The following is an 11,836-nucleotide window of genomic DNA, read 5'->3' as shown; positions in this document are numbered from 1 at the left end:
GGGGACGCAGGGGAGGAAAAATTTTTCGCTATCAAAATTGGATAATTTAATTTCTGGAAGTCCCTTAACAGTAATTTGTCAGTCATTTGTGCGGAAATTATCAGATGAGGGTATTGACGGCCAACTCAAAACCTGATACAATAGATTTCGATAAGGAAGAACTATCTAATTAATTTAAAAAAATTAGGCCAGGTAAATTCAAATATTCGTTATCCAACAATATTGTAGAGACGTTTCATGAAACGCCTCTAAATGTCACATACCAGGGTATTGTAAATTACTTACTCACCTTCAACCAAAGCACTATACTCATCTGCTGTCATGGTATCCTCCTCAATATCTTCCGCGTCATCGACACGCAATTTCAAAAACCACCCCGCACCGTAGGGGTCGTCTCCTACATCTTCGGGAGATTCAATCAAAGCATCATTGCGTTCTATAACTGTACCGCTGACTGGTGAATTAAGTGTTTCCACAGCTTTCACTGATTCAATTGTACCCAAAGAGTCTCCCTTGCTAACAGCGATACCAACTTCTAGCAGGTCTAAAAACACGATATCACCCAATTGATCTATAGCAAACTGCGTAACCCCAATAGTGGCAATGTCATCATCTAAGCGTACATATTCATGAGAATCTAGATAACGCAAATCCTGCGGATATTCCAAAGACATAAAACTTCCTCTTCCACGTTAGAAAAATTAGTGTTACCAGAGTAACCCAAAAGACATTATTCCTTAAAAACCTCAAAGGTTATCAATTACTAACACGATTTTTTGAGCGATAAAAGGGGCGTTTAACCACGACTGCGGGATAAGCTTTACCGCGAATTTCCACCTCTAGCTGCTGTTTGACTTTTGCTAACTGACTGGGAACGTAAGCTAAAGCAATGGGATAACCAAGGGTAGGTGAGAGAGTACCACTAGTTACTTCTCCTACTACTTGACCTGATGATAATACGGGGTAGCCATGACGGGCAATATTTCTGCCTTGGGTTTGTAAACCTACAAGTTTACGCTGCACTCCCTCAGCTTTTTGCTGTTCTAAAACACTACGACCAATAAAATCGCCTTTAGTATCTAAATGTACTAACCAACCCAAACCAGCTTCTAAGGGTGTTGTATTATCATCAATATCTTGGCCATACAACGCCATTGCTGCTTCCAGACGTAAGGTGTCTCTGCAACCGAGTCCACAGGGGATAACACCAGCATCATAGAGATGTTGCCACAATTTTATACCCACTTCGGGATCTACCATCACTTCAAAACCATCTTCCCCAGTGTAGCCTGTACGGGCAAGGAAGGCTGGTTGACCGAAGATGGTTGTTTCCAGGTGTCCAAAGGCTGTGATGGGGGTTAAATTTGCTGTCACTAAAGACTGGAGATGGCTGGTAGCTTTTGGACCCTGAACGGCAATTAATATCTTATCCCGTGACAGGTCTTGAAATTGGACTGCATCAAGGTCAAGATATTTTAATAACCAGGCTTTGTCTTTGTCGGTGGTGGCGGCATTAACGATAATTACTACCTTTTGAATACCAGTATTGTCTTCACCTTGGTAGTAAATAATGATATCGTCAATTATTCCGGCTTGGGAATTTAATAATACTGTGTATTGTGCTTGACCGGGTTGCAGACGACTTAAATCTGAAGGCACTAATTTTTCTAGTTGGGAAATTAGGTTTTTACCTTGGAGAGTAAATTTACCCATGTGGGAAATATCGAACATCCCCGCTGCATTTCTCACAGCTTGATGTTCTTGGATGATACCGCTATATTGTACTGGCATTTCCCAACCACCAAAGCTGGTAAAACGGGCTTTGAGTTCTACACCAGTTTGATATAAAGGGGTTCGCGCTAGAGATTGGGTGATATCTTCTTGATTAGCCACAGGTATTTTAAGCGATCGCACATCAACATCTATCTATCCTACGGGAAGAGTTCTAATTTGGCAGAGAATTAATCTGCACTCCCTAGTGCGCTTTAATAATGAATAGTGGAATTATTGAGATTTATTAAGCAAAAGTTATGAAGTATTGGCAAATACTCGCTAGTTTGGTTTTAGCCGTGGTGTTGTTTGTGTTTCCTCCAACAGCACAAGCAGCAAGTTCTTCCAGCATTACCCGTTCTGCTGGGGAAGAACTGCAAGGTCAGGATTTTTCTGGACAAAGTTTAATAGGTAAAGAATTTACCAACGTCAGCTTAGAAAATGCAAACTTTAGCAATGCTGACTTACGGGGCGGAGTATTTAACGGTACTGTATTAGAGCGTGTCAATCTGCATGGTGTAGATTTTAGTCAAGGTATTGCTTATTTAGCAAAGTTTAAGAATGCTGATTTAAGTGATGCAATATTAACCGATGCAATGATGTTGCGTTCCACTTTTGATAATGTTGATGTTACTGGTGCAGATTTCACCAATGCAGTTTTAGATGGTGTACAGGTGAAAAAACTTTGTGTTAATGCCAGCGGTGTAAATCCTAAAACTGGTGTTGATACTCGTGAATCTTTAGGATGTAGATAAGTAAAACCATAACCCGCCTGGGAATTAATTCCCAGTCTCATAGCAAAAGTCATCTAAAGATGACTAAATAACCCAAAAATTTTTAGTAAACTTTAGTTTACTTTGGTTATTAGCCCGGAAATTCATTTCTGGGCGGGTATGGAAGCCAACATATAATCAATTTTCACCTTAATTTTTACTGAAAATCTACTAATTGGAAATTCTTTTCCATTTCTAATCTTTGTTCAACATTACGTAAAAAATACCCATCAATCATAGCTGAACCTAATAGCTTTCCTAATTCATCGCGGCTAGTAGTAATCATAATGTTATACCTGTCACCAGGCAAATTACCCAACATGGCAACAATAGACTTTTCAATTAACTGTAATACCTCTGGTGAGTGAGGTTGAGAAAGTTGGGCAACAGTTTCTGGTTTCAAAGATTTTACATATTGCCAAAGCCTATCATTATTTTCTTCAGGTGCAAAATAATCTGACTGATGATGGGAAAGATTACTCATGGCAATTACTGGAGATTAGCTGGATTACTAATCAATTTATCAAGATATTGAGCAGATGATAGTGCAAGAAACCGAACCTGAAAAGCAGAGTTTATGCTACTCGTTTTGGCTGAAGCAGAGAATATAGCTGGTGACAGGTAACAGGTGACAGGTGACAGTGGTAAAAGGCTTTGAGTGTTTGAGTTTTATGTTTGGTTAATGCCTTAAGCGCCTTGTCTACAGCTATAAGTAAAAGGTAAAAATCCAAAATCCAAAATCCAAAATCTAATCACATCCTCTGAGATAATGAAAAAAATTAACATGAGTGACTAATGCTGAGACTAATTACTGATTTTGATGGCCCAATTATGGATGTTTCCGAACGCTACTATCAGGTTTATCAATTATGTTTGCAGAAAACTAAATATCCTGACCAAGAGGTGACACAACTTTCTAAAGCGGAATTTTGGCAACTCAAGCGATCGCATACTCCCGAAAAATATATTGCCTTAAAATCAGGTTTAAATGAAGAACAAGCCCAAGAGTTTACCAAAATTCGCAAGCAAACAGTACATACACAGCCTTACTTTCAGTATGATATCCTCGTCCCTGGGGCTTTGGATGCTTTGGCTAAAGTTCAACAAGCGGGAATTGATTTAGTAGTCATGACTATGCGTAGGGTGCGAGAATTGGACTATGCTATTGATAAATACAATTTAGGTAATTTTTTCCCTGAAAATCGTCGTTATTGTCTCAGTAATGACTATGTAAAAACCCGTGACATTGAAGACAAACCCCTATTGATGACAAGGGCTGTAGCAGAACTACCTCCTGCTGCTAATACCTGGATGGTGGGAGATACAGAAGCTGATATTGCTGCTGCCAAAAAACATGATATTAAAATGATAGCGGTAGAAAGTGGCATCCGCGATCGCCTTCAATTAGAAAGCTACCAACCTGACTTAATTGTGAAAAATTTGCTTACTGCTGTAAATATGATCCTCTCTGAAGAAACGAGGGTGTAAGGGTGTAAGGGTGTAGGGGTGTAGGGGTTTTTTCTTTCATTTCAGGTTTCAGATCCCTGACTTTTTGGAGAAGTTGGGGATCTTGGTATTCAAGGGATATGGGTACAGAAATTAAATGATCTTCTCAGACATAATTACACTGATTCTGTCTGCACAAATTCCCGATTTGTTAATAAACCTAAGTTTTATATCTGGCGCGGGTTATGTTTAATTGTTTTGACTAATATATAGAAATTCTCGATTATTAATTCGCAATATTAAAGAACTACGGCATCTAAGTTATTAATAGGAATTCGTGCATATTTCAATAGACAAAAATATATTAATTATGTCCAGACCATTGATGCCAAACCCTTGAATTATAAGTTTTTATTTGAAATCATCATAAATAGATTAGTTGAAATCACATCAGATTTTATTTCTCAGTTTCAGAGATTTCAACATATATATAAAGGAGGAATTCTCATGGCTAATATTCAAGTTTCCACACTGCTTCCTGTTGGTTATGAACTATTTGATGATTCTGCCAGCTTTTTGAATGAACTAGCTAATCAGGAAATACAAACTGTTATGGGAGGAGGTCATTCTTGTCATTCTCATCGCTATCATCATTCCCATAAAGGCTACTCTCACAAAGATTACTCCAATCAATCCTATGGCGGCGGTTGGTGGTAAACTGTTAAACTTTTCATACCAATTTTGAATCTCTCGTTCCCATACTCTGTATGGGAATGAATTCAATAAGGCCATGCCTTCTATAATCAGAGGTATTAACAATTAACAATTAACAATTGACAATTGACAATTACCTCTCCCTATAAGTGACAGAATTGCAAAATAGGAACTGTTTGCATTTTTCTCCTTGCTAGGAAAGGTTTTAAACCTTAAATGAAACAATTATCAATTGTCAATTATCCATTATCAATTATTCAACATCTTTAATGCGGGTTTTCCGTTCTAGAATTTCCTTTAATACTAAAGTAACAACAGCTAATAATGCCAAAAGCACTGCCGCAGAAAAAGCTGCTTCTGTTTCATATTGTTTATAGGCATCTTCTACAAATAATGGTAAACTCTGGGTGGTATCGGCAATGTTTCCAGATACTACAGAAACAGCACCAAATTCACCCATTGCTCTGGCATTTGTTAAGATTAAACCGTAGAGTAAACCCCAACGGATGCTAGGTAAAGTCACACGCCAAAAGGTTTGCCAATCATTTGCACCGAGGGTTTTTGCGGCTTCTTCTTGGTCTTTGCCAAATTCTTCTAGGACGGGGATGACTTCCCTAGCGACAAAGGGCATACTGACAAAGGCGGTAGCTAATACCATGCCTGGAAATGCAAAGATAATTTGAATATCATGGGATTGTAGCCAAGGGCCAAACCATCCTTGTCTGCCATAAAGTAGGACTATCATTAAACCTGCGACGACTGGAGAGATAGAAAAGGGTAGGTCAATGATACTGAGGACTATAGCACGTCCTGGGAATTTATGGCGAGCGATCGCCCAAGCTGCACATAAACCAAAGACGGTATTTAAAGGTATGGCAATTACAGCTAATAAGAGTGTTAACCAAGCTGCATGGAGAAAGTCTGTTCTGCTTAAGTTATCTAAAAATGGACCTACTCCTTTTTTAAAGGCTTGGTAAAACACATTAATTGCGGGAATATACTGCACCAGAAATAAATAACTGATGGCAATACCAATTAACAGGCCAGGAACAAAACTTTGCTTTTGGGAAGTCTTTGGTTTATCTGTTGTCATATCTTCTCGACCAAGCTTGTAACAAGTTAATTGTGATTAACAAAACTAGAGAAATACTTAGTAACACTACTCCTATTACTGTTGCACCGGAATAATCATATTGTTCCAATCTTTGGAAAATTAATACTGGTGCAATTAAATCTTTAAATGGTGTATTAGAAGCAATAATTACTGTTGAACCATATTCTCCCACTGCACGGGAAAAACCCAAAGCTACACCTGTTAAAATCGTCGGGAATAAAGGTGGTAAAATCACTTTGGTAAAAGTTTGCCATGGGGAAGCGCCTAAACTCCAAGCTGCTTCTTCAATTTCTTTTTCCATTTCTTGCAGTACAGGTTGTACAGTTCTGACAACGAAAGGTAGAGAAATAAATATCATTGCTACCCCCACTCCCAAGCGGGTAAATGAGACTCTAATTCCCAAAGGTGCTAACAAAGAACCTATCCAACCATTATCACTGTAGACTGTTGCTAGTGTTAAACCTGCCACAGATGTGGGTAAGGCAAAGGGTAAATCGACGGTGGCATCAATAATGCGTTTCAAAGGGAAATCGTAGCGGACTAAAACCCAAGCAATTAATGTACCAAAGACACCATTAATAGCCGCTGCAAATAATGAAGTGACAAAGGTAACGTTATAGGTTGCTAATGCTAACTCATTGGTAGCAATTGCCCAAAATTTATCTGGTGGTTCTGTGCTGGCTTTCATGAACATGGCCACTATGGGCATAAATAACATAAAAGTCAAGTACACAATCGTAATTCGCCAAGTCCAAGGTAGACGAATTAAACTATCTACAAACACCTTCCAAATAGGAGGTTTAGTGTGATTTTCTACAGTGGGAGATACAGCCATAAGTTAAAATTCAAAATTCAAGATTCAAAATAGTGCTTCCAGCAGGCTACGTCAACAAAATTCAAAAACAGGAACTGAGGAGAAGGTAAAATAGACTCTCACCTATCACTCGATTTTGGATTTACGATTTTGGATTGCGGATGGACTCCACTCTCAAGTGTAGAGATTGAAAATTTTGGATTTGGGATTGACAATTTTTCTGTCCTGAAGGACTCCGAATCCATACCAAATTTTTTCATCTAAAATCTAAAATCTAAAATCTAAAATCTAAAATTCCCTGTCACCTGTCACCTATTTTCAATTACTTCTTATTTTTGAGTTGGATTTGGTCAAAAATGCCGCCATTGGCGAAGAACTTTTCATCAACTGCTGACCAACCACCAAAATCTTGAATTGTACCCAGAGTTTTAACTTGAGGAAATTTGTCTTTGACTTCTTTGGTTTGGGCTACAGTCTCATTCACTGGTCTAAAACCTAATTTCACAAACTCTTGTTGGGCTTCTGGTGTGAACAGGTATTTAACGAATGCTTCTGCTACTTCACGATTACCATGTTTATCAACATTTTTATCTACTACTGCGACTGGATTATCAATGGATATATTCACGTCAGGAACAATATAATCAACTTTTTCACCTTTTTGTTGTGCTAAGACAACTTCGTTTTCATAGTTGATTAAAGCATCTCCTTGTCCTTGTTTAGCAAAGGCATCTGTTGCTTCTCGTGCGTCTTTTGTGAGAATTGGCACATTTTTGTAAACGTTAGCAACAAATTCCGTTGCTTTGGCATCATCTCCACCAGCTTTAATCACAGAATTCCACAGTGCTAGAAAATTCCACTTTGCAACACCTGATGTTTTGGGGTCGGCGGTAATTAATTTAATGTCACCTTTGACTAAATCTGCCCAAGTTTTGATGCCTTTGGGGTTGCCTGGACGAGTGATGATAGCTGCTACTGATTTAGAGACAATGCCATTATTGGGAACTTCTTTTTCCCATCCTGGTTCAATTAGTCCCGCTTTCTGAATTTTTTCTGTGTCTCCAGACAATGCTAAATGAACAACATCTGCGTTTAAACCATCAATTACGGCGCGAGTTTGTGAACCTGAACCGCCGTAGCTTTGTTTAAAGGTGACATTTTGCCCTTTTTCCTGTTTCCATTTTTCCACAAATTTGGGAATGATGGCTTCATGGGCAGCTTTGGTGACAGCAAAGGAAACTAGGGTGATTTTTACATCCTGTTTTTTGGTGGCTGTAGCATTTTCTGTGTTGGTATTATTCTGGTTTCCACCAGCACAAGCCGCTAACACCACACTCAAAAATGTGCTGGCTAAAAACAGGGATATCAAGGTTTTCAACGAGTTTGTTTTTGGTCGTGGATGTTGTTGCCAAGTCATGATTTCTTCTCCTTTGAATCTCAATTGCGGGTAAACTTCACATTTACGATAGGGAATAGGGGGATTGTAGCAGGTTCAGGGGACATCAGTTTTTGTTGGCATCAAAAATATTCGTCAAATATCGGTATATACATAATCAAGACTTATACGTTGTTGGCTGGGGTTGATTAAACAATCATACACGCATTTACCGATAGGTAATTTGTATTTTTGACTTGATTTTCTCCATAGTATCTGATAATGTCTGTGTCTGTAAGCTTATTACTGTTTTCCTACCAAGTTACTGTAGATTATTTTCATACCAGCAATAACCTTTTATGACATACAACACGGAAAAATCAGGTAAATTATTATCAACCACAGTTTCATCCGTACTCTTGGCCTTGGGCTTGAGTGCGAGTACCTTCTTACCTGTATCTGCGGGAACTACAGCCCAAAGGACGCAGTTAATTAGTCAAAAGGGTAAAAAAGAAATTACTTTGGTTTCTTATGCAGTGACTAAAGCTGCTTATAGCAAAATCATTCCCCAGTTCGTGGCCAAGTGGAAACGGGAAAAAGGTCAGGATGTGGTAATTAAGGAGAGTTATGGTGGTTCTGGTTCTCAAACCCGTGCTGTGATTGATGGCTTACAAGCGGATGTGGTAGCTTTAGCCTTGGCTTTGGATACGAAAAAGATTGAAAAAGCTGGTTTGATTAATCCAGGATGGGAAAAGGAAGCGCCCAATAATTCTATTGTCACCCGTTCTGTAGTAGCTTTAGAAACTCGTCCTGGTAATCCTAAAAAGATTAAGACTTGGGCTGATTTAGCTAAACCTGGGGTAAAGATTGTTACCGCTAATCCTAAAACTTCTGGTGGTGCAAGGTGGAATTTTTTAGCTTTGTGGGGTGCAGTTGCTAAAAATGGCGGTAATGAAAGCCAAGCTTTGAATTTTGTAACTCAGGTGTTTAGGAATGTGGTGATTTTACCGAAGGACGCTAGAGAATCTAGTGATGTGTTTTACAAAAAAAATCAAGGTGATGTGCTGCTAAATTATGAAAATGAAGTGATTTTAGCAGCACAACAGGGTAAAACAGATGTATCTTATGAGGTGCCATCAACCAATATTTCTATAGAAGGGCCTGTGGCTGTGGTTGATAAGAATGTAGACAAACACGGTACTCGTGAGGTGTCAGAGGCTTTTGTGAAGTTTTTGTTTACACCAGAAGCCCAGCGTGAGTTTGCTAAGGTTGGTTTTAGACCAGTTAACCCAACTGTAGCTAAAGAGGTACAGAGTAAGTTTCCCAAGATTTCCCGACTTTATACTGTGGGTAATTTAGGGGGTTGGGATGGTGTGCAGAAGAAGTTTTTTGATGATGGTGCTATTTTTGACAAAATTCAAGGGCAAAGGCGGTAATAGGTGACAGGTGACAGGTGACAGGTGACAGGTGACAGGTGACAGGTGATAGGTGACAGGTGACAGCTTGAAAATCATACCTGCGGGTCTGAGGATGACCTTGAGATCTTGGTGACAGGTGATAGGTGACAGGTGACAGCTTGAAAAGTCTTTTGGTATCTGGGTTTGATCATTTGTGGATATTCTAAGCACCTTAGCGATTCCTAGAAAGGAAAATGTAGAGGAATAGCGATCGCACTTCCATAAATATAGTACAATTGTCCTATCTGTTTAGGCTATCCCCCGGTTTTTTTGCGGGGGATTTTGTTTGTGATGGGAATTTTAGTCTTTCTCAACTTGTTTGTTATTTGCCAAGGTGAAAATGACTTGTCGAGTTTTCAGGTGTAGTATTGATTTGGGCTGTGGACAAACAAGTGCGATCGCCCAACATCACTCTACACGCTGTCGAGTCTCCAGGTATAGTATTGACGTGGGTTATCGTCAGGAACTATATACCCAGTCGCACCTCTGCGTTGTGGATTAAATGGAGGGGTTGGCTGATTGTTTGTACCCGGAGGGGGTGTCTGATTGTTTGTCCCTGGAGGGGTTGTTTGATTGTTTGTGCCTGGAAATCCAGGTGGTAGTCCGGTATTTTGTCCACCAGTTAATAATTCTTGTTCCTCTGTGGATAACTCTTTGAGTAAATCAAATAGGGTAGTTTGATTTGACATGATTATTTACCTCACTTACGTTACAGACTTGACTAAGAGGTATTCATTCCTCTTAATTCCTTGATCATAAGTATCTTTTCTCAGTAATTCATGTGTCAGATGGCATAATCTCTATTCCATCTGTGAGTGTCTGAGGAAGTAAATTTATGCAAAATTATCAACTTTGGATATAAAAAAAGAGACAAAATACTGAATTAGTTGTTAGGGCTTATGCAATGATTATGGAAATATGGTAGGTGACAGGAGACCAGGAATTTTAGATTTTAGATTAAAAAAATTTATTGTTGCTATTATAAGAAAACAGATGAAAACCCTTGAGGCTTCGCCGTGAGCGTCAGCCGAACGGTTAAGTTTTGGAGCGTGGCGGAAAAACTTATACGTACTTTAGGCAAGGGATGAAAGCTAACCAAGGCGTTTACTGCTAATCGTAAAAAATCCCAGAAGTTTAGCCCAGAACGCAAAAAGGCAAAACAAAGACAATCTAACAACTATCACAAAGCTAGAAATAGGTATGCCCGTAAACATTTAAGGGTAAGTAGGCAGCGAAAAGAATATTGCCAGAGATTAGCATATTCCGTCATCCAATCTCACGATTTGGTAGCTTATGAAGACTTAAATGTGAAAGGCATGCTAAGAAACCGACATCTAGCTAAATCAATATCTGATGCTGGTTGGTCTACTTTTAGGCAATGGTTAGAATATTTTGGGCATAAATATGGAAAGGTAACTGTTGCAGTTCCTCCTCATAACACTTCTCAAAATTGTTCTAATTGTGGCCAGAAAGTACAAAAATCTCTATCAACTAGAACCCATGTTTGTACTCATTGTGGGTTCGTTGAAGATAGAGATATCAACGCCAGTATAAATATCCTAAAGCTGGGATTAACTACGGCGGGACACGCCGGAAGCTACGCTTGGGGAGATTTGCCCTCTTGGGCGATTGGTGTCAACCTGTCGTCTAATGGCGAGTCTGTGAACCAAGAATCCCCTCGCCTTTAGGCAGGGGAGTGTCAATTTCAGTATTAGACAAGTTTCAATGCCTAATAGAGAGTAATTGAAATTTCAACCATCCCACTGATATCCAACCATTCGGAGTCCCCCAAGGTTTCAATCCCTAATAGGGAGTAATGGAAATTTCAACTCCAGTCGAAATTCTCGCTAACGGGAAAATTTACGTTTCAATCCCTAATAGGGAGTAATGGAAATTTCAACGTTTTTTGAGAAACACCCGTTTTAAGGTCAATAAATTGTTTCAATCCCTAATAGGGAGTAATGGAAATTTCAACTTGGCGCAGTCTTCATTAAACATTCAAACATTATCAGGTTTCAATCCCTAATAGGGAGTAATGGAAATTTCAACAACGGCAACTATCATAGCAAGCAAACTGCAAAGAACCATGTTTCAATCCCTAATAGGGAGTAATGGAAATTTCAACTTCTGAATTTGAATCAGCCGGTTGGTTTCCGCTGATCTGTTTCAATCCCTAATAGGGAGTAATGGAAATTTCAACGAGAGAGGACTATGGAGAAACACTACGCAATTTAAAGGAGTTTCAATCCCTAATAGGGAGTAATGGAAATTTCAACCTGGTTTTTTAAATGGTATTGGTTCATAACCTATTGTTTCAATCCCTAATAGGGAGTAATGGAAATTTCAACAAGGACAGCAGTATTTAAAAGACTT

General features: G+C 39.0%; 11 protein-coding genes, 1 pseudogene and 1 CRISPR repeat array (1 of these 13 cut by a window edge). Of the genes and pseudogenes, 5 read left to right on the top strand and 7 right to left on the bottom strand.

Features of this window, described 5'->3' with window-relative positions:
* Positions 1-281: 281 nt before the first annotated feature.
* Together gcvH and gcvT are read right to left on the bottom strand one after the other, a co-directional pair.
* Positions 282-674: a glycine cleavage system protein GcvH gene (gene gcvH, locus A0J48_RS15015; RefSeq protein ID WP_200324323.1), complete on the bottom strand. Its 393-nt coding sequence runs from the start codon at positions 672-674 to the stop codon at positions 282-284.
* Positions 675-756: 82 nt separating this feature from the next.
* Positions 757-1,893, bottom strand: a complete 1,137-nt coding sequence (gene gcvT / locus A0J48_RS15010) for a glycine cleavage system aminomethyltransferase GcvT (protein ID WP_200324321.1) — start codon at positions 1,891-1,893, stop codon at positions 757-759.
* Positions 1,894-2,030: 137 nt separating this feature from the next.
* Here gcvT and A0J48_RS15005 point away from each other — a divergent pair, with 137 nt between their 5' ends.
* Positions 2,031-2,525: a pentapeptide repeat-containing protein gene (locus A0J48_RS15005; RefSeq protein WP_200324319.1), complete on the top strand. Its 495-nt coding sequence runs from the start codon at positions 2,031-2,033 to the stop codon at positions 2,523-2,525.
* 175 nt (positions 2,526-2,700) lie between these two features.
* Here the strand turns inward: A0J48_RS15005 and A0J48_RS15000 are convergent, their stop codons facing one another.
* Positions 2,701-3,027: a DUF760 domain-containing protein gene (locus A0J48_RS15000; RefSeq protein WP_200324317.1), complete on the bottom strand. Its 327-nt coding sequence runs from the start codon at positions 3,025-3,027 to the stop codon at positions 2,701-2,703.
* Positions 3,028-3,338: 311 nt separating this feature from the next.
* Here A0J48_RS15000 and A0J48_RS14995 point away from each other — a divergent pair, with 311 nt between their 5' ends.
* On the top strand, positions 3,339-4,031 hold the full coding sequence (locus tag A0J48_RS14995; protein WP_200324315.1) for an HAD family hydrolase: 693 nt from the start codon (positions 3,339-3,341) through the stop codon (positions 4,029-4,031).
* A gap of 465 nt (positions 4,032-4,496) precedes the next feature.
* Entirely contained in the window at positions 4,497-4,706 is a 210-nt protein-coding gene (locus A0J48_RS14990) for a hypothetical protein (protein WP_200324313.1), read from the top strand.
* Between the two features lie 250 nt (positions 4,707-4,956).
* On the opposite strand, the gene cysW is transcribed toward A0J48_RS14990, so the two are convergent.
* From cysW to A0J48_RS14975, 3 genes are all read right to left on the bottom strand, one after another.
* Positions 4,957-5,796: a sulfate ABC transporter permease subunit CysW gene (cysW, locus tag A0J48_RS14985; RefSeq protein WP_200324311.1), complete on the bottom strand. Its 840-nt coding sequence runs from the start codon at positions 5,794-5,796 to the stop codon at positions 4,957-4,959.
* Positions 5,783-6,652, bottom strand: a complete 870-nt coding sequence (gene cysT, locus A0J48_RS14980; RefSeq protein ID WP_200324309.1) for a sulfate ABC transporter permease subunit CysT — start codon at positions 6,650-6,652, stop codon at positions 5,783-5,785. Before cysT ends, cysW begins: the two co-directional genes overlap by 14 nt.
* Before the next feature lie 301 nt (positions 6,653-6,953).
* Positions 6,954-8,048: a sulfate ABC transporter substrate-binding protein gene (locus tag A0J48_RS14975; RefSeq protein WP_200324307.1), complete on the bottom strand. Its 1,095-nt coding sequence runs from the start codon at positions 8,046-8,048 to the stop codon at positions 6,954-6,956.
* Positions 8,049-8,365: 317 nt separating this feature from the next.
* On the opposite strand from A0J48_RS14975, the gene A0J48_RS14970 reads away from it, so the two are divergent.
* Positions 8,366-9,442 (top strand): sulfate ABC transporter substrate-binding protein, encoded by a 1,077-nt coding sequence (locus A0J48_RS14970; protein ID WP_200324305.1) that lies wholly within the window; start codon positions 8,366-8,368, stop codon positions 9,440-9,442.
* A gap of 434 nt (positions 9,443-9,876) precedes the next feature.
* On the opposite strand, the gene A0J48_RS14965 is transcribed toward A0J48_RS14970, so the two are convergent.
* Positions 9,877-10,152, bottom strand: coding sequence for a hypothetical protein (locus tag A0J48_RS14965; RefSeq protein WP_200324303.1), 276 nt, complete (start codon positions 10,150-10,152; stop codon positions 9,877-9,879).
* Between the two features lie 420 nt (positions 10,153-10,572).
* Here A0J48_RS14965 and A0J48_RS14960 point away from each other — a divergent pair.
* Positions 10,573-11,151 (top strand): annotated as a pseudogene (locus A0J48_RS14960) (RNA-guided endonuclease InsQ/TnpB family protein); the annotation flags it as partial.
* Between the two features lie 31 nt (positions 11,152-11,182).
* Positions 11,183-11,836: a CRISPR direct-repeat array (repeat unit 37 nt; unit sequence GTTTCAATCCCTAATAGGGAGTAATGGAAATTTCAAC) (it continues 1,969 nt past the right edge of the window).

Source organism: Sphaerospermopsis aphanizomenoides BCCUSP55, assembly GCF_001586785.1.
In the GTDB taxonomy this organism is placed as follows: domain Bacteria; phylum Cyanobacteriota; class Cyanobacteriia; order Cyanobacteriales; family Nostocaceae; genus Sphaerospermopsis_A; species Sphaerospermopsis_A aphanizomenoides_A.
This window is presented reverse-complemented; position numbering and strand designations above follow the sequence as displayed.

Bases quoted from the DNA above. Each gene is read 5' to 3' on its own strand.
- gcvH (WP_200324323.1), bottom strand. From the start codon at position 674: ATGTCTTTGGAATATCCGCAGGATTTGCGTTATCTAGATTCTCATGAA.
- A0J48_RS15005 (WP_200324319.1), top strand. From the start codon at position 2,031: ATGAAGTATTGGCAAATACTCGCTAGTTTGGTTTTAGCCGTGGTGTTG.
- A0J48_RS15000 (WP_200324317.1), bottom strand. From the start codon at position 3,027: ATGAGTAATCTTTCCCATCATCAGTCAGATTATTTTGCACCTGAAGAA.
- A0J48_RS14995 (WP_200324315.1), top strand. From the start codon at position 3,339: ATGCTGAGACTAATTACTGATTTTGATGGCCCAATTATGGATGTTTCC.
- A0J48_RS14990 (WP_200324313.1), top strand. From the start codon at position 4,497: ATGGCTAATATTCAAGTTTCCACACTGCTTCCTGTTGGTTATGAACTA.
- cysW (WP_200324311.1), bottom strand. From the start codon at position 5,796: ATGACAACAGATAAACCAAAGACTTCCCAAAAGCAAAGTTTTGTTCCT.
- cysT (WP_200324309.1), bottom strand. From the start codon at position 6,652: ATGGCTGTATCTCCCACTGTAGAAAATCACACTAAACCTCCTATTTGG.
- A0J48_RS14975 (WP_200324307.1), bottom strand. From the start codon at position 8,048: ATGACTTGGCAACAACATCCACGACCAAAAACAAACTCGTTGAAAACC.
- A0J48_RS14970 (WP_200324305.1), top strand. From the start codon at position 8,366: ATGACATACAACACGGAAAAATCAGGTAAATTATTATCAACCACAGTT.
- A0J48_RS14965 (WP_200324303.1), bottom strand. From the start codon at position 10,152: ATGTCAAATCAAACTACCCTATTTGATTTACTCAAAGAGTTATCCACA.